Origin of the sequence: Paenibacillus vortex V453, assembly GCF_000193415.1 — a bacterium.
GTDB classification, from domain to species: domain Bacteria; phylum Bacillota; class Bacilli; order Paenibacillales; family Paenibacillaceae; genus Paenibacillus_AQ; species Paenibacillus_AQ glucanolyticus.
Genome location: NZ_ADHJ01000025.1, coordinates 87,306 through 105,811, shown reverse-complemented (window position 1 = coordinate 105,811; position 18,506 = coordinate 87,306). Strand labels below are relative to the sequence as shown.

Annotated in this window: 10 protein-coding genes; all 10 read left to right on the top strand. The window is 57.5% G+C overall.

What is annotated here, in order from left to right:
• Positions 1 to 6 precede the first annotated feature (6 nt).
• The 10 genes from PVOR_RS31845 (at position 7) to PVOR_RS31820 (ending at position 18,494) form a co-directional block, all read left to right on the top strand.
• Positions 7 to 4,143: a non-ribosomal peptide synthetase gene (locus tag PVOR_RS31845; protein ID WP_006210244.1), complete on the top strand. Its 4,137-nt coding sequence runs from the start codon at positions 7 to 9 to the stop codon at positions 4,141 to 4,143.
• A complete protein-coding gene (locus PVOR_RS31840) occupies positions 4,085 to 5,641 on the top strand; it encodes a non-ribosomal peptide synthetase (protein WP_006210243.1) in 1,557 nt (518 codons plus the stop codon). The genes PVOR_RS31845 and PVOR_RS31840 overlap by 59 nt, the downstream gene beginning before the upstream one ends.
• A gap of 81 nt (positions 5,642 to 5,722) precedes the next feature.
• On the top strand, positions 5,723 to 6,595 hold the full coding sequence (locus PVOR_RS15365; protein WP_006210242.1) for a CPBP family intramembrane glutamic endopeptidase: 873 nt from the start codon (positions 5,723 to 5,725) through the stop codon (positions 6,593 to 6,595).
• Positions 6,596 to 6,599: 4 nt separating this feature from the next.
• Positions 6,600 to 6,722 carry a hypothetical protein gene (locus tag PVOR_RS32565; RefSeq protein ID WP_006210241.1) on the top strand — a complete coding sequence of 41 codons (123 nt, stop codon included), beginning with the start codon at positions 6,600 to 6,602 and terminating at the stop codon, positions 6,720 to 6,722.
• Positions 6,723 to 6,747: 25 nt separating this feature from the next.
• Positions 6,748 to 7,410: a CPBP family intramembrane glutamic endopeptidase gene (locus PVOR_RS15360; protein WP_234972951.1), complete on the top strand. Its 663-nt coding sequence runs from the start codon at positions 6,748 to 6,750 to the stop codon at positions 7,408 to 7,410.
• Complete coding sequence (locus PVOR_RS15355) at positions 7,407 to 8,210, top strand: CPBP family intramembrane glutamic endopeptidase (RefSeq protein ID WP_006210239.1); 804 nt, start codon at positions 7,407 to 7,409, stop codon at positions 8,208 to 8,210. Before PVOR_RS15360 ends, PVOR_RS15355 begins: the two co-directional genes overlap by 4 nt.
• Before the next feature lie 14 nt (positions 8,211 to 8,224).
• A complete protein-coding gene (locus tag PVOR_RS31835; protein WP_234972949.1) occupies positions 8,225 to 8,569 on the top strand; it encodes a beta-ketoacyl synthase N-terminal-like domain-containing protein in 345 nt (114 codons plus the stop codon).
• Entirely contained in the window at positions 8,569 to 14,331 is a 5,763-nt protein-coding gene (locus PVOR_RS31830; RefSeq protein ID WP_268741796.1) for a non-ribosomal peptide synthetase, read from the top strand. The genes PVOR_RS31835 and PVOR_RS31830 overlap by 1 nt, the downstream gene beginning before the upstream one ends.
• Entirely contained in the window at positions 14,300 to 15,931 is a 1,632-nt protein-coding gene (locus tag PVOR_RS32560; RefSeq protein ID WP_006210237.1) for a non-ribosomal peptide synthetase, read from the top strand. Before PVOR_RS31830 ends, PVOR_RS32560 begins: the two co-directional genes overlap by 32 nt.
• Complete coding sequence (locus PVOR_RS31820) at positions 15,885 to 18,494, top strand: condensation domain-containing protein (RefSeq protein ID WP_006210236.1); 2,610 nt, start codon at positions 15,885 to 15,887, stop codon at positions 18,492 to 18,494. Before PVOR_RS32560 ends, PVOR_RS31820 begins: the two co-directional genes overlap by 47 nt.
• Positions 18,495 to 18,506: the final 12 nt, after the last annotated feature.

Genomic DNA, 18,506 nt, shown 5'->3' with positions numbered 1-18,506 from the left:
TACCCGATGGAGAAGACGATTCACGAATGGTTCGCCGAGTCCGCGCGGCGGTGGCCGGACCTCCCGGCGGTGCGATCGGCAGAAGGCTCGCTGACGTATGGGGAGCTTAATGAACGCGCTGAACGCATGGCTGCCGTGCTAAGAAGCAAGGGGGTTGCGGTCGAGACGATTGTGCCGATTGCCGCCCAGCGCTCGTTGTCCATGATGATTGCGATCATGGCGGTGCTCAAGGCGGGAGGGGCCTACTTGCCACTCGACCCGGAGCATCCGCCCGAGCGGATCCGCGGCATTCTGGAGGACAGCGGGGCCAGTCTGCTTCTGGCGGGGACCAAATGGATTCGTACGCTCCCGGCCTTTCAGGGGGAAACGCTAGATCTGGACGCGCTTGCGACTACCGCCGCATTGGAGCTGCCGCTTGGCGAAGAAGAAACGGTTTTGCCGCCTCAAGCAGGCCCCGAGCATTTGGCGTATGTCATTTATACATCAGGCTCCACCGGCCAACCCAAAGGCGTTATGGTGGAGCACCGCGCTGCGATCAACCGGCTGCACTGGATGCAGACGGCTTATCCGTTGAATGAGCGAGACGTTATTTTGCAGAAAACGCCGATCACGTTTGACGTTTCCGTATGGGAGCTGTTCTGGTGGAGCTTTGCCGGTGCATCGCTTTATTTGCTGGAGCCCGGCGGGGAGAAGGAGCCAGCGGTCATGCTGCGCGAGATTGAGGAGCAGGCGGTTACGGTTATGCATTTTGTGCCGTCTATGCTGGGCGTCTTCCTGCCCTACGCGGCGGACAGCGGCAGAGGCGGCGAGCTAAGATCCCTGCGGTACGTATTTGCGAGCGGCGAAGCGCTCAAGCCCGCGCATGTCGCAGGTTTTTACCGCCTGATGGAGCGTGGCGGCAGCCAAGGACGGCTCATCAATCTGTACGGCCCGACGGAAGCGACCGTCGATGTCAGCTATTACGATTGCCCGGACGCTGGGGCGGGTGCGATTCCGATCGGCAAGCCCATCCAGAACATCCGGCTCCACATTGTGGACGAGCGGATGAGACCGCAGCCGATCGGTGTGTTCGGCGAGCTGTGTATCGCAGGTGCCGGTCTTGCGCGCGGATATCGCAACAGGCCGGATTTGACAGAGCAAAGCTTTGTTCCGAATCCGTTTGCCGCAGGAGAGAAGCTGTACCGTACCGGGGACCTTGCAAGGTGGCTGCCGGACGGCAATATTGAATATTTGGGACGCTTTGACCATCAGGTCAAGCTGCGTGGTCTCCGCATCGAATGCGGCGAGATTGAGCAAGCGCTGCTCCGCCAGGCAGAAGTTCGCGATGCCGTGGTGACGGCGGTGATGGACCATGCGGGAGAGCCGGCGCTATGCGCATATCTCGTGACAGTGGACGGGGAGAAGCCGGAGGAAGTGAGTCTTCGGGATACTCTTAAGAAACTGCTGCCGGAGTATATGATCCCTACATATTTTGTAGCTATGGAAGCGTTACCTCTGAATCCGAGCGGCAAAACAGATCGCAGCCGCCTGCCGGAACCCCGGTTCGCTGAACCGGTGGCTCACGGCGAAGCGCCTGCTACGCCAACGGAGCAGCGGCTGTCCGAGCTGTGGCAGGAGGTGCTCGGTCTGGCTGCAAGCGGGCCGGACGACCCGTCGGTGATCGGGAGAGAAGCCCATTTCTTTCAATTAGGCGGCCATTCCTTGCGCGCCGCACGGCTTGCGGGCTTGATCGAGCAGCGTTATGGAGCTGCATATGCATTGAAGGATGTGTTCGAGACTCCGCTGCTGCGGGAAATGGCGGCCCGCATCGACACCGCAGTCTCCAAGCCGGCCGTGGTTATTGCCCAGGCGGAAAGTCGGCCTTACTACCCGTTGTCACTCGCGCAGAACAGGTTGTTTGTGCTGCAGCAGTTTTATCCGGGCAGCACGGTCTACAATCTGCCGCTCGCGCTGAGCCTGACGGGAAAACTTGATCAGAACAGGCTTCGCGAGGCGATTCAGGGCTTGATTGACCGCCATGAACCGCTGCGCACCAGCTTTGACTGGGCAGACGGCAAGCCTGTACAGCGTGTCCATGAGCGGGTTTTGTTTGAACTCGCCGTATTTGCCTTGATGGATGCAGCGGACTTGAATACATTTACGCGTGCGGTCGTCCGCCCGTTCGATTTGCGGAAGGCTCCGTTAATTCGGGCGTTTCTTGCGACAGACGGCGAAAGTCGGCATACGCTGCTGCTGGACATTCACCACATCGTCGCCGACGGCGTGTCCATGAATGTGATGGCGCGCGATTTCGAGCAGTTGTATCGCGGCGGCTCCTTGCAGCCGCTGCCCATTCACTATAAGGATGCCGCCGTTTGGCAGCAGGAGTGGATGGCTTCAGTGGCAAGAGAGGAGCAAGAGCAATATTGGGCACTTCGGCTAGCGGGTACACTTCCTGTGCTGCAGCTGCCAACCGATTATCCGCGTCCGCCCGAACAAACCTTCGAAGGCGTCAAGCTTGAACTGCGAATACCGGCGGGGCTTGTCGAGGGCATCGAAGCGGCGGCTGAGCAATGGGGCGTTACGCCATTCCATATCTGGCTCGCTGCTTACCATACGTTATTGCATCTGATGACAGGGCAAGACGATCTGATTGTCGGCACGCCGATCGCCGGCCGCTTCCATCCCGCTACCGAGTCTCTGGTCGGCATGTTTGTCAATACACTGCCGATTCGAAGCCAGCCATCTGGCGAGCTGTCGTTCAGAGCGTTAGCCGAGCAGCTCAAAGAAACAGTGCTTGCGGCACTGGATAACAGCTTGCTCCCGTTTGAGCACATGGTGACGATGCTGGATGTGCCGCGCGATCTGAGCCGCAATCCGCTGTTTGACACGATGTTTGTCATGCAGCATAGGGAGGCCGGACAGGTGGCGGTGGACGGCTTGCAATTTGAGGCGCAAGTGCCGGACCATCGCGTTTCGAAGCTGGACTTGACGTTTGAGATTGCGGATCAGGGCCCAAAAGGCGCAGCCTTGATGATCGAATATGCAACGTCGCTGTTTAAAGAAGACAGCATATGCAGAATGGCGGAATGGTATTACCGTATTGTCGGTCTTGCACTGGCCGAGCCGGAGCAGCCGCTCGGAGGGATCGGACTGCAGGGCGCCGCTGAGGCAGAGAAGCAGAGCAAAGAGTTCAATCGTACGACAGCGCCGTATGCAGGCGGCGATACGGTGGAGGTTTACCTCGAAAGACAAGCGGTGGAAACGCCGCAGGCCGTTGCGGTTGCGGCGGAGGACGGAGTTTTGACGTATGCGGAATTGAACCGGAAGTCAAACCGGCTGGCGCAGGCACTCAGACGGCAAGGTGTCAAGCGCGAGGATCGCGTGGCCGTTGTAATGGATCGCAGCCTGGAGATGATGATTGCAATCTTTGGCGTGCTAAAGGCGGGCGGAGCTTATGTGCCTGCCCCGCCGGGCTTGCCGCCGGAACGAATACGCTACATGCTGGACAATTCCGGAGCCGAGCTTGTCCTGACGCTGGGCAAAGCCTCGGAAGAGCTGGAGACGTTCGCGTCATTGATGGACGTTCATGAGGCGCTGGCGCAGGAACGGGACGACTCCCCTGTGGAGAAGCTGCATGATTCACGTTCGCTTGCCTATGTGCTGTATACCTCGGGATCGACCGGACAGCCGAAAGGCGTCATGATCGAGCATCATTCCGTTGTTAACCGGATCGGCTGGATGCAGAAGCAATATGGACTGGACGCAAGCGGAGTCATTATGCAGAAAACGCCGATTACCTTCGACGTATCGGTCTGGGAGCTGTTCTGGTGGAGCTTTGCGGGAGCCAAGCTGGTCCTGCTGCCTCCAGGCGGCGAAAAAGACCCCGCGCTTATGATGGATACGATAGCGCGGCATGGCGTAACTACGATGCATTTTGTGCCGTCCATGCTGCACCTGTTCCTGGAGCATCCGAGCTTGCTGCGCGGCGAGGCCAGGCTGGAGAGCCTGCGTCATGTGTTCGCCAGCGGCGAAGCGCTGACTGCGGTATCAAGGGTGCGGCGGTTCCGCGAGCGGATACGGAGTTCCATTCGATGCCAGACTTGTGAACCTGTACGGCCCGACCGAGGCGACGGTGGACGTTTCCTTTTACGATTGCTCTGATGGCGATATTCCGATCAACGATATTTCGATCAATGTACCGATTGGCAAGCCGATCGACAATATTTCGCTCTATATCATGAGCGGAGCGATGAAGCTCCAGCCCGTCGGCATTGCGGGGGAACTATGCATATCCGGCGTGGGCCTGGCGCGAGGTTATATCGGCCGGCCCGATTTGACGGAAGAAAAGTTCGTCGATAATCCATTTGCGGCGGGCAGTCTGATGTATCGAACAGGAGATCTTGCCAGATGGCTGCCTGACGGAAGAATCGAATATTTGGGCCGAATCGACCATCAGGTGAAAATAAGGGGCCAGCGTATCGAATGCGGGGAAATCGAGCATGTGCTGCGCGGTCATCCAGCGGTTTCGGAAGCGGTGGTCATGAAGCGGGATGCCGCGAGCGGAAGCGAGTATTTATGCGCGTACATCGTTTGCACCGAACCTGTGGACCTTGAGGAGTTGCGGGATTTTGCAGCATTGCGCCTGCCGGATTATATGGTTCCGCTGACCGTGATGGAACTGCCCGTTATGCCCCTGTCTCCAAACGGCAAAATCGACCGAAAGGCGCTGCCGGAGCCGGAGCTTAAGACGGGTAGCGGCACTCCGTTTGTTGAAGCGACAAGCGATAACGAATTGGCGATTGCCGCCGTATGGCGCGAAATTCTGCAAAGGGACGACTTCGGCATCCATCATCGCTTCTTCGATGCCGGGGGAGACTCGCTGCTGCTGGTGCGGGCGCATCAACGGCTGGAGACGTTATATCCCGGCGTTCTCGGCGTAACGGATCTGTTAACCTATCCAACAATCTCATCGCTTGCGGCGTATTTGGAGTCGAGAAATCGGGAGCTCGCGAGCTGGAGCTGGACCGGTCTGCTGGTGGCAGACGACTGCGTCAGCAGCGGCTATGCCGCGGAGCGTATCGGCAGCGTTCAGTTCCAACTGGACCGGCTGGTTGCGAAAGGACTTGCGGAACTTGCAGCATCCCGCTCGGTGACGGTTGAAGCCGCGGCGTATGCCGCATATCTGTACTTCTGGCGAGGAGAGTCCGGCAGCAGTCGGCTTGTGCTTCCGGCCATGACGGATAACGGTCTGATTGCTCCGAAGGAAATCGACTTTGCAGAGGTGCGTGATTTCGATACGCTGCTGCGGCATGCCGCCAAGCGGGCGAGCGCAGGAGAATGTTACTCGGTGCGACAAATTAGAAAGCACCCGCAAGCCGAAGCCGGATTTGTCTTGTTTCCGTTATTTGCAGGAACAGCGCAGCACGGGTTCAAGGAGCGGGAGACGTTATTGGAACGATTCGATGTTGTGCTGTATATGGATGGCGCTGCAGCGCCAAGCGGGGCGGAAGGGCCAGAGCTTGGCGGGGTGTGGACTTACAACGCCCGACGCCTCGGCAAGGAGTCGGTGCTGGATTGGGCTTCCGCTTATCTGGAGCTGCTGTCGAGCGTGGTCGAGCAATATCGCGCCACAGCAGACAGTGCCGTCTCGAGGGCGTAGCATGGGTCAAGCTTTTGGACAAGCTGGACTGCGCCCGAGACTTGAGCATACATCTGACAGAAGAAAGAAAGGAGCTTTCCTGTGAAAAAAGTGTTGTCCGTGATAGGGAATATCGCGCTTTATATTGGGGTCTTTTATGCGCTGCTCTATCTGCTTCGCTCGACTTACCATTACGAAGCGACGCTGACTTTTGCTGAGTTTCTGGATCGCAACCCGGCTATGTTTATGGTCGTTCTGTTCACGCTGATTACGCTTGTGTACATGCTGATCTTTCGCATCAAAGGATGGATCTGGCCTCATGCGGAAAAAAATCTGTTCCGCGCGTCGGGCTTCAAGCGGCTGAGCGCCTCGCGCGTCTTGCTCATGATCGGCCTGGGTCTTGCGGGAAGTTTGTTCAGCATCGGCCTTATCGTCATTGATGATATTGCACGGCAATTTCCGTCCATTCCCGCGCTGGTTGACGATCTGATCAGGGGGGATTCAATCTGGTACGTCATTCTTGGCGCCGGTTTGATTGGGCCGGCATTTGAAGAAATATTGTTCAGGGGCCTCATTTTCAGGGAGCTTCGCCGGGTTATGCCGGTATATGTGGCCTTGGTGCTGCAAGCCGCAGCTTACGCCTACTTCCAGCCGAGCGCGGCCCTTTCAATCATCAGCATCGGTTCGGGCCTGATTTACGGGGTGCTGTATTTGCGCACCGGGTCGCTGTGGGCACCGATCCTGGTACAGAATACGGCCATGGGCACCATCTTTCTATTCAAATACATCGGGTTCTACGAATGGTTTGACAAACTCGGCGATGTTTCGCTGTATATCATTACAGCGCTCTGTCTGGCGGCGTTGATTGGAGGTTCCGTCTATGTCTGGCGGTCCTCCGGCAACGGCGGCATCGGCACACGTGCCGGTCAAGCACTGACGGCTGACGTGCCGCCGACAGCACAAAAGGGGGGCTAACCGCATGAAGGCGTGGGGAATGATGCTGGCCCGCGTGGCCGTTGTTATCGGGCTGTATTTTGCATGGTTTTTTACCGTGACGACATTATTTTTCGTATTATCTTTACCCCAGAAGCACGTGGTTTGAACAGAACACGGTAACCGTCATTATTTTGAACGATATCGTGGGTTTGCCACTCATGCTGCTGGCCTGGAGGTTTATATTCAAGGAAAACCTGTTTAAGGCGGCTAAGTTTCGCGTGATGAGCGGCAAATCGGTGGCCATCGCTTTATGGATCGGGCTTGGAGCCGGCCTGTTTACAGTCGCATTCTCCCGACTTCCTGCCATTGCAACGGACAAGTATCAGTTCCGCGAATTGTTTGATTACCTGAACCGCGCGGAATGGTATGTATTTCTGGTTTTCCTGATTCTCGGAAATATTTACAAGGAGACGTTGTTCAGAGGCATTCTGATGAATGAGTTCAGACGCGTGCTCCCGGTCTGGATCGCCATTGTGATTCAGGGCGTGTTATACGGAGCGCTGTTCTTTTTCGGAGACATTCCGCTGTCGCTGTATGGTTTTCTAGGCGCGGTTATTTTTGCGCTCTTGTATGTCTGGTTTAAATCCATCTGGGCGCCGATCGCAGCGCAAGTAGCCTGTCAGGGCAGTCAGTACCTGCTGTGGCATTACGGGCCGGAGACGACGGATATTACTATGATGTCCGCCTGGATGGCTGTGGCGGCCGTCATGATTGCGGTTGGCATATTCCTTGCGGTCAAGCATCGCTCTTCGATCTCCGCGCCGTTGTCTTCTGAGGCGGTGACACCTCTGTGAAGGGATTACGAATAGCGGGAAATACCGTATTATATTTGGTCATTTATGCGGCGATTGTGATGCTTGTGAATCAATTGCTTTACAACGGGATCAGCAATTCCGTGCTGAAAGAATGGATCAAAGGCAATTCCGGCATTGTACTGATTGTATCCAATATCATTGTACTTGCCGTCTATCTTCCGCTGCTGCGCTGGCAAAAAATTTCACTGAAGGATCTGGGGTTTGTTCCTCCGCGCAGGGGATCGCTGCTGCTGTCCGCAGGGACGGGCATCTGGCTCGGCTTGTTTATTGCCGCGTTTGCCCGTCTTCCGTGGATAAAAGCGACGTTTCCGGCCATTTCGGATCTGGTCGCTTTTGTTGCCGGCGGCAGCCTGATTATTTTTATGCTCGGCAGCTTGCTGCTGGGATCTTTGCTGGAGGAATGGCTGTTCAGAGGCATGCTGTTTCATACACTCAATCAATCTCTTTCGATTCTGTGGACGGTTCTGCTCCAGGCCGTATTGTTCGGTGCGGTATTTATGAATGTGACGGTTGGCGCATTTGCGGCGCTGGGCGCGATGCTTTACGGTGCCGTTCGCGCGGGCTCGCATTCGCTTTGGGGGTCGCTTGCGGCCCATGTGTGCAGCACAGCCACCTTGTATATCGTGCTGCAATGGGCGGGCGATTGGCAGTCCGGTACGCTTGGATTATTAGCCCTGATCAGCGGATTTGGCATTGCGGCGCATGTGTTGCTGCTGCTGCGCGGGAGCGGTGGAAGGGCAGAAAAAGAACAGGCCGTCAGTGTTTCCATTACTAGCTAGGGGGGAATAGTGTCATGTTTCAACTGGATTTGCTGGATACCAAAAAGGACACATCCGGGCGGAAGGGGCGGAGCGGGGGCTCCGTCTCCAATGTTTCCCTCAAGGATATTGCAATTGTCGGGATATCCGCCAAGCTGCCGCGCGCGGAATCGCACGATGCCTTCTGGGAGCTTCTGCAGAACGGCAAGGATCTGGTAGGCGGGTTTCCGGAGTCCCGCAAGGAGGAATTGAAGCCGTATTTGCGCCGCATGGAGACGCAAACTGGCCCCGTTTCCTTTTTTGACGGGGCGTATATCGAAGATATTTCAGGTTTTGACTATTCTTTTTTCGGACTTTCGTCCCAACGGAAGCCTCGCTGATGAGCCCGGCGCAGCGCCTGTTCCTGCAGACGGCCTGGGGCGCGGTTGAGAATGCGGGGTACGGCGGAGATGCGCTGCACGGTTCGCGCACAGGCGTCTTTATCGGCTATAACGGGGACATGCTGCATGATTACAAGCGAATCATCGAAGCGCTGGACCCGGAGGCCTTGTCCATGGCGGCGCCCGGCAATCTGAGCTCCATGATACCGAGCCGGATTTCGTATTTGCTTAATTTGCGCGGACCGGCGATCAGTGTGGATACCGCCTGCTCCTCCTCGTTGGTAGCGGTCCATCTGGCATGCCAATCGATCCGCAGCGGCGAATGCGAGGCAGCGATTGCGGGCAGTGTCAAAATTAACGTGCTCCCGCTGGATACCGGCATACGCCTTGGCATCGAGTCAAGCGACAGCCGGGCCAGAACGTTCGACGACTCGGCGGACGGAACGGGTATCGGCGACGGCGTGATTGCGCTGCTGCTGAAGCCGCTCTCCCGCGCGCAGGAGGATGGCGACCACATTTATGCCGTCATCAAAGGCAGCGCGATGAATCAGGACGGCAGTTCGGTCGGCATTACTGCTCCGAACGCTCTCGCGCAGGAGGACGTCATTGCGCGTGCCTGGCAGGATGCGGACATTGATCCCGAAACGGTGACATACATGGAGGCGCACGGCACGGGCACCCCGCTTGGCGACCCGATCGAAATCGACGGGCTGACGCGCGCCTTCCGGCGATATACCGACAAACGCCAATTTTGCGCGATCAGCTCGCTGAAAACCAATATCGGCCATCTCGACCATGCCGCCGGTATTGCAGGGCTGCTCAAGGCGATCCTGTCGCTTGTCCACAAGCAGCTTCCGCCAACGCTTCATTACCGCTCGCCGAACCGCAACATTCCGTTTGTGGATTCGCCCGTTTATGTCAATGACGAATTGACGCCATGGGAGACGGACGGCGAAGCAAGAAGATGCGGAGTAAGCGCGTTTGGCATGAGCGGGACCAACTGCCATGTTGTGCTGGAGGAGGCCCCAGCCGGAATACCTTCGGGCCGCTCGGACAGAGCGGAGCTCTTCTGCTTGTCCGCGCACAGTTTGACGGCACTGGAGCGGCTCGTGCTGCTCATGCGGGACTGGGCTGCGCAGCATCGCAGCGATGAGAGCGGCAGCCTGGCCGATCTTTGCTACACCTTGGCCGTCGGCCGGGGAGCCCATCGGTATCGGCTGGCGATTGTGGCAAGCCATTGGGAAGAGCTTGCCGAGACCTTGCATGCCGCAGCCAAAAGCGGCTTGGCCGGCCTTGCGCTGCCGAACGTTCGTTTTGGGACGGTCAATACGGCAGCAGCCGGGAATATGCGGCAGCAACCCGTTCCAGACGAACGGGAAATAGAAGCGCTGGAGATGGGCCAACGTTACGTGGGCGGATACGAGATCGACTGGAAGGCGTTCTACCTAGGACAGCGCCGCCATCGGCTGCCGCTTCCGACGTATCCTTTCGATTCTCCCCGTTGTTGGGTGCAGGAGGCGCGCGCCGGAGCGACGCTTCACAAACCATTTGCGCACTGGAGCGGATATTCGATCGGTGGAGATATTCCCGAGGAGCTTGGGCAAGAAATGAACGAGACGTTTGACAGATGGCAAGCCACGCTTCGGCGGAGCGGCGGGATGAAGAGTCAGCGCCGCCGCGGCGTTGCGTTAACCGGGGAGCGTTCCGGTCTGGAATGGGAGCAGCATGTCGCAGATGTCTGGGGTGCGCTGCTCGGTTATGACGAGCTGCCTGCGAATGCCGATTTTTATGAACTTGGCGGAGATTCCATTATTGCGCTCAAAATTGTAAATCAGCTCAGCGAGCTTGCGGGTATTCACATTCAGGTGGCGGATTTGTTAGGGCATGCGGATCTGCCTTCGTTAACGGTCCTGATCGAGCAGCGGCTCAGGGAGAACGGCGTTACGACAGCGCAAAGAACGAACAATCGAAACAACGTTGAGCAAACGAAAGCCGCTCAAAACAGCAGACACGAGGCGAACGGCGAGCATGGCGGACAAGCAGTGTCCATTAGCTTTGGCTTGGCAGGAGCAGACGGGCATGGCAGGCTGTTGACCGGCCAAGCCTCCTACTCTTTGTCCGGACATAGATTGGAGCCGATTCCAAAGGCGGCACCGCAAGAGCATTATCCGGTGTCATCCCCGCAGAAACGCATGTATTTGCAGCAGCAGGCGTTGCCCGAAGATCGCAGCTACAATTTGCCGGAACTATTGCACTTGGACGGGGACATTGATGCAGATCGACTGGAGGCCGCCTTGCAAGCTATCGTGGAGCGTCACGAGACGCTTCGCACCAGCTTCCACGTCATCGACGGCGAAATCAGGCAGCGTGTTCATGCCGCCATACCTTTTCACCTGGTCCGCAAGGAGGCCGATGAAGCGGAAGCAGACGGCCTGCTGCAAAGCATGTTCTTGCCATTCAGGCTCGATAAGGCTCCACTGCTTCGTGCAGCCTTGCTGACGCTGGGACCGGAGCGCCATGTGCTTTTTATTGATATGCATCATATTGCATCCGACGGCATGTCGGCGGGTATTCTTTTGTCCGACCTGATGACTCTATATCAGGGCGGTTCGTTGCCGCCACTGCCGCTGCAATACAAGGATTATGCGGTATGGCGGGAGAGCAGACCGCTCTCCGGAAGCGCCGAACGGTATTGGCGCGAGCAATGCCGGGGAGACTGGCCGACGCTTGCGCTTCCGACCGTTGCCCCGCGACCGCCTGTCAAAGGCAATCGTGGCGAAACGTTTGACGTTTACGTCGAGGCCGAATTGATGGCGGCTGTGCGCAGCCTCGCGGCCGAATCGGGCACGACTCCGTTCATGGTGCTGCTATCTGCGTATTACACTTTCCTCGCCCACTATACGGGGGCCGAGGACATTGTCGTCGGCACGCCGATTGCGGGACGGACAAGGCGCGAACTGGAAGCGGTCGCGGGCATGTTCACAGGCACGCTGCCGCTGCGCGCCTATCCGCGCGCGGACAAGCCGTTCAGTGCCTTTTTGTCTGAAGTGAAAGAGATGGCAACCGGGGCTTACGCCCACGCTGATTATCCCTTCGAGGAAATTGCGCAATGGATGGACAGAAGGGACGCTAGCCGGAGTCCACTGTTTGACACGATGTTTATCATGCAAAATCTGGGTATTCCAAATTCTTCATCAGCGGGATTGTCGTATCGCCACCAGCGCTTTGAGCATGGCACGGCCAAATATGATTTGATGATTCAGGCTGTGGAGCATGGAGCGGAATTGCGGCTTGTCGTCGAATATAATACTGATTTGTTTCACCGCGCGACAGCCGAGCGGTTCATGCGGCATTATGTGCAGCTGCTGCGCAGCGTGACGCTCCGTCCGGGCGCCGCGCTCGGCGAAGCGGAGATGCTGACGGAGTCGGAGCGTCTGCATATGCTGGCAATGGGGAGACGCGAAGCTGACTTTCCGCCGCCGCGCTGTCTGCATGATTGCTTCAAGGAGCAGGCGTTGGCCGTTCCTGATTTGCCAGCCGTATCTTGCGGCGGTGAATCCATGACTTATCAGGAGCTGGATCGCCGTACCGATGCGCTGGCGCAAACCTTGCGCGCCAAAGGTGTAGGACGCGGCAGCGTAGTCGGCGTCATGGCGGAGCGCTCCATCCCCATGCTGACCGCTATGCTCGCGGTTATGAAAGTCGGAGGCGCATATATGCCTGTGGATCCGCATTATCCCGGAGAACGCATCCGCTATATGCTGGAGGACAGCGGTGCGGAGCTGGTCTTCGCGGACAGCGCGCATTCCGTAGCCGCGAGCAGTGTGCCAGCCTCCTTGCAGGTGCTGGACATGGCGGATGAGGCGCTGTTCTCCGGCGGAGACGAAGCTGCCACCGCATGGCCGCGAGACGCCGCCGATCTGATGTATGTCATTTATACTTCCGGTTCTACGGGTCAGCCGAAGGGCGTCATGGTGCCGCACCGTAGCTTTTACAATTTCGGACATTCGCTCAGGAGGTTTTTCGACGGACAATACGGTGAGAGTGACAGATGTCTCAGCCTGACCAATATTTCGTTTGACGTCAGCGTGGCGGAGCTGTTTATGCCGCTGATGTTCGGGGCTTGCACGGTGCTCTACCCGGAGCCGACACTGCTTGACCCGCGGCGAATTGCCGAGGTGATTGTGGGTGAGCGCATTACATTCGCTTATTTGCCTCCGTCTTTGCTGAAGGAGGTTGCGCGGCTGCTGGAGCAATCGGCTGCCGCGATTACGCTGGACAAAATGCTCGTTGGGGTTGAGCCGATTCAAGACGAAACGCTGGAGCTGTATACGAAGCTGAATCCAAAGATTCGGATTATGAACGGCTACGGACCGACGGAGGCGACGGTTTGCTCTAATATGTACGCGTACAAGCCGGGCGCTTATCGCGGCGGCTATGTACCGATTGGCGGCCCGATGCACAATGTGGAAATTTATATATTCGGTTATGGCGGCCAGCTTGCTCCGATTAATGCAGCCGGGGAGCTGTATATTGCCGGCAGCGGTCTTTCCGACGGTTATGTGAACAAGCCGGACATGACAGCAGAGCGCTTTTTGCCCCATCCGTACCGTGAGAGCCGCTACATGTATCGCACCGGCGATATCGCGAAGTGGCTGCCGGACGGCAACGTGATGTATGTGGACCGGGCCGACCAACAGGTGAAAATCAGAGGTGTGCGGATTGAAATGAATGAGGTTCGTTCGCAATTGATTTCCTTTCCCGAGGTGGAGGATGCGGTTGTGATCGTCCGCGAGCAGGCAAGCGGCAACAAGGAGCTGTGCGCGTATGTGGTCGCTTCGGACAAACTCCCTTCGCGGGAATGGCGAAGACGGCTGAAAGACAAGCTGCCGGAGGCGATGATTCCGGCCTATATCGCGGCAATTGATGCAATACCGCTGACGCCGAATGGGAAAGTGGACCGGCGCGCCTTGCCGGAGCCGGAATTCGGGCCTTGGGAACGGAGAGAGGCAGAGCTGCCGCGAGACGGGATGGAAGAGCGCGTTGCCGCCATTTGGAAGGAAGTGCTGGGCGATACGGCTGGGCCAATCGGTATTCACGACGACTTTTTCGAGCTTGGCGGCCACTCCTTGAGGGCTGCGGTACTGGCGGGCAAGCTGGAGCAGGCGACGGGAGCCCATGTTCCACTCAGCCTGATATTCGAACTTACCTCCATTGCGGAAATGGCCACCTGGCTGAAGGAGCGGGTCGATGCCGCTGCGGTGGTCGAGCCGATCCCGAAGGCGGAGCGGCGGGAGTGGTATCCGATGTCGCGCGCTCAGCGCCGCCAATATATGATGCAGATGCTGGGCGGTGACGCCACCATGTATCATGTGCCGTTCGCGCTCCGCTTGCAGGGCAGGCTGGATGCGGCGCGGCTGGAAGACGCGTTTACGGCGCTGATCGGTCGCCACGAAAGTTTGCGGACAACCTTTCATATGACAAAGGACGAGTTCAGGCAAATGGTTCATCCGCCGTATGACTTTAAGCTGGAGACGCTTGACCCCGCAGCGATCACCAGGGACGAGTTCCTTCGGGGAGCGCCGTCAGACTTTGCTGAGGTGACGCGTCTGATGGAAGTCTTCCAGCGCCCGTTTCATCTGGACAAGCTGCCGCTGCTGCGGGCAGGGCTGCTCCGGTTGAACGAGGAAGAGCATCTGCTGCTGCTGGATATTCATCACATGATTACGGATGGTGTATACCTCCGGTTTGCTGGTGAATGAGCTGTCGCGGCTGTATGCCGGACAAGCGCTGCCAGAGCAGCGCGTACAATACAGCGATTATGCGGTGTGGCAGGAGGCCGGATTTGCCGATACCGCTTATGCGGAGCATGAGAGGTACTGGATGGAAATCTTCGAAGGCAAGCTTCCTGTGCTGGAGCTGCCAACGGATCGACCGCGGCCGTCTCTGCCGAGCTATAAAGGCCGCCGCCATTCGTTCCGGCTGGACGCAGTGACAACCGCGGCGGCGCGAAAGCTCGCGCGGGAAGAAAAGACGACGCTGTATACGGTGCTGCTGGGTGCTTTTGCCGCGATGCTGGCCAAATACAGCGGTCAGACCGAAGTGATTGTGGGCACCCCCTCCGCCGGCAGGGAGCATGCCGATACGCATGGCATGATCGGCATGTTCGTCAACACGCTGGCGCTGCGGACAAGGCCGGAAAGACTCAAGACGGTAAGAGCTTATATAGCAGAGCTGCATAACCATGTCGTTGAGGCGCTTTCGCGCCAAATGTATCCTTTCGAGGAGCTGGTCGAAGGGTTGAAGATTGATGCGGACAGAAGCCGCAATCCTTTGTTTGACGCCATGTTTGTCTTGCAAAATATGAACCGGCCAGTGATGGAAGCAGGCGGGCTCGTCTTTGACGAAATACCGTTCGAGTCGGGGACAAGCAAGTTTGACCTGACGCTGGAAGCGGTGGAGCGGGAAGCGGAAATCGAGCTGCAGCTGGAATATGCAACGGATTTATTTCATGAGGAAACGGCGCGACGCATGGCGGAAAGCTATGCCGTACTCGTGCAGGAGATGTGCAGATCGCAGGGTCGCACGGTTGGCGAGCTTGAGCTGATGAGTGAGAGCGAGCGGAAGCAATTGTTGGCTATATTGGGTGGAGGAAGCATACCGGTACAGGCCGCAAGTAAAGAGGGGGGCAATGGCAGGATGGAAACTCGAGCAGACAAGGACATGACAGAGCGGCAAGTAGGCCCAGGTGCGGTTTCCGCGCAAGCAACGGCGGAATGGACGGGGTTCGTGCAGGAAGTGGAGTGCCAGGCGGCGCGCACGCCGGATGCGGCGGCGATTCAATTCGGCGCGGAGATGGTGACGTACGCCGAACTGAACGAACGCGCGAATCGGCTTGCCCATTCCTTGCGGGCGAAGGGTGTGGGGCCTGAAAGCATGGTCGCTCTAATGGCGTCCCGCAGCCCGCTGCTGCTTGTCGGTATTCTGGGTGTTCTGAAAGCCGGAGGCGCCTATGTCGCCATTGATCCCGCATACCCGAAAGAAAGGATTGACTGGATGCTTGAGGATTGCGGCGAAGCGCTTCTGCTGACGGAAAAAACATATGCGGGATTCGCAACGAGAGCCGCTGCCGAGATGTATCTGGACGATCCGGAGCTGTATGCGGCGGACAGAGGCAATCCGGAATGTATCCATAAGCCGGACCATTTGGCGTATGTGCTGTATACGTCGGGCTCGACCGGGCGCCCCAAAGGTGTGATGATCGAGCATCGCGGGCTGGCTCATTTCATCAGCGGCTTCCGAGAGCGGATTCCGTTTGAGAAGAGCCAGCGCATCCTGGCGATGGCATCGGTCGTCCTTTGATATTTTTGTCGTTGAAAATCTGCTGCCGCTTACGCTGGGTATGCGGATTGTATTGGCAAACGAAGAGGAACGGAGCGACGCCGCTTTACTGCAAGGCCTGATCGACAAGCACGGCGTCGATGTGCTGCAAATTACGCCTTCGCGCTTCAAGTGGTGGATGGATCAGCGAGGCGAAACGGACGGCTTGCACAAGCTGCGCATATTGATGATCGGGGCGGAGCCGCTGAGGCTTGATGTGCTCGGCAGGCTGCGCGCAGCTACCGGAGCCAGATTGTTTAATTTGTACGGTCCGACGGAGACGACGGTGTGGACCTCCATCCGTGAAGTGACTGAAGGCGAGGACATATCGATCGGGACACCGATTGAAGGTTCTCTCATGATGGTGCTTGACGAAGGAATGAAGCTGCAGCCGACCGGTGTGACGGGCGAAATTTGCATTGGCGGACCGGGCGTCGGGCGTGGGTATCTCAGCCATCCCGAATGGGATGTCGCTTTTGTGCCGAATCCGTATGTGCCGGGCGAACGCATGTATCGCACGGGTGATCTTGGACGCAGACTTGAAAATGGGGAGTTTGTCTATGGGGGGCGCCGCGATTTCCAGGTGAAAATCAGGGGTCACCGGATTGAAATCGGTGAAATCGAGCAGCAACTGCTTCGCCATGAGCAGGTGAAGGAAACGGTTGTCACCGCTTTTCAGGAAGAGGATGGGGAATATGCGCTTTGTGCGTATGTTGTCCTGCAGAACGCCGTAGCAACGGATACGGAGCAAGGCGGCGAGGCGCCATCCGGTAGGTTGCCCGCGCAGCTGCGTGAATATCTCCGTGATAAGCTGCCCTCCTATATGCTTCCGCCCTTCATGGTCGTTCTGGATGACATTCCGCTTACGCCAACGGGCAAAATCGACAGAAGGGCGCTCCCGAAGCCGGAACCGTCCGATGCGAACACACGAGAGCTCGTTCCGCTTTCAACGGATACCGAGCGCAAGCTGGCGGAGATTTGGAAGGATCTGCTTGGTACGGATGTCATCAGCGCCAAGGACAGCTTTTTTGAGCTTGGCGGTCATTCCCTGAAGGCCGCAGGCATGGTCAGCCGCATTGCGGAACGCTTTAGCATTCAAATGCCGCTGCGCGAGATTTTTATGAATCCTACGCTTGAAGGTTTAGCGGCCCATCTGGATACTAGTGAAACCGCGGCTACCGCGCGCATTCCGAAGCAGCCGGAGCTCGAGCACTATCCGATGTCAAGAGCGCAGCGCCGCCAATTTATGATGGGGCTGATCTCGGGCGAGGCAATGATGTACCATGTGCCGTTCGCCGTGCATATGCAGGGCAAGCTCGATGTGGAGCGGCTGGAGGAAGCTTTCCTTGCGATGATAAGCCGCCATGAATCGCTCAGAACGACATTTCATCACGAGGAGGACGAGTTCCGTCAACGTATACATGCAGAGCCGGTATTTACGCTGGAGCGGGGCGCCAGGCTGAGAATGGCTGCGGTCAAGCTGCTAGGGGAAGGCGGAGAGGAAGGATTGTTCGGCGGCATCAGCACACTGATGGAGCGCTTTATCCGTCCGTTTGATCTCGGCAGTCTTCCGCTGTTCCGGGCAGGATTAATCCCGCTTGGCGAGGAACGCCATCTGCTGCTGCTGGACTTTCATCATATTATTACTGACGGCGTCTCCGTCAGCGTCCTGCTGCAGGAACTGACCACGTTGTACGGCGGCGGCGAGCTTCCGGAGCTGGATATCCAGTACCGGGATTACACGGTATGGCAAGAAGAACAGATCGGCAGCGAAGCCTATATGGGGCATGAGCGCTACTGGCTGGAGGCGTTCGATGGGGAGCTGCCGACGCTTGAGCTCAAGTCGGCCTTGCCAAGGCCGCAACTGCAAAGCTTCGAGGGCGGTCTGATCAACTTCAGACTGGATGAAGAGCTGACACTTCAGATCAAGGCATTTGCACGTGAGCGGGGCACGACGTTGTATACCGTGCTGCTCGGAGCTTATGCGATGCTGCTTAGCAAATGGAGCGGTGAGGAGGATATCATTATCGGCACGCCGGTAGCGGGCCGCAATCATGCGGGACTGGAAGGGTTGATCGGGATGTTTGTCAATACGGTCGCGATTCGCAGCTTTCCGGAATCGTACCGGACCGTGGGCGACTATTTGTCTGAGCTGCACGAGGATGTGCTGCGGGCGCTGGAGCACCAGAATTATCCGTTCGAGGATTTGGTGCAAAAGCTGGGAATCGATCAGGATCGCAGCCGCAATCCACTGTTTGATACGATGTTTATTCTGCAAAATATCGATCGCGTCGCTTACCGTTCGGGCGGCATTGAATTCGACCCTAAGGAGTTCGATCCGGGCGTAAGTAAATTTGATCTAACGCTTGAGGCGCTGGAGCAGGACGGCAGGATCGATTTTGCGCTGGAATATGCGACAAGTCTTTTCCGGGAGGAGACCGTCCGGGCGCTGTCGCATGATTATGCGGTGATCCTACGCGCGCTGGTAGAAGACGGAGCACAGAATAGAATCAATGCCGTGCTTGCAGCAAGCAAGCTTGTATGAACCAACATTCTA

What these genes read in the sequence shown, in the direction of transcription:
- PVOR_RS31845 (WP_006210244.1), top strand. Translation starts at nt 7, where the DNA reads ATGGAGAAGACGATTCACGAATGGTTCGCCGAGTCCGCGCGGCGGTGG.
- PVOR_RS32565 (WP_006210241.1), top strand. Translation starts at nt 6,600, where the DNA reads ATGAAGGCGTGGGGAATGATGCTGGCCCGCGTGGCCGTTGTTATCGGG.
- PVOR_RS31835 (WP_234972949.1), top strand. Translation starts at nt 8,225, where the DNA reads ATGTTTCAACTGGATTTGCTGGATACCAAAAAGGACACATCCGGGCGG.
- PVOR_RS31830 (WP_268741796.1), top strand. Translation starts at nt 8,569, where the DNA reads ATGAGCCCGGCGCAGCGCCTGTTCCTGCAGACGGCCTGGGGCGCGGTT.
- PVOR_RS32560 (WP_006210237.1), top strand. Translation starts at nt 14,300, where the DNA reads ATGGTGTATACCTCCGGTTTGCTGGTGAATGAGCTGTCGCGGCTGTAT.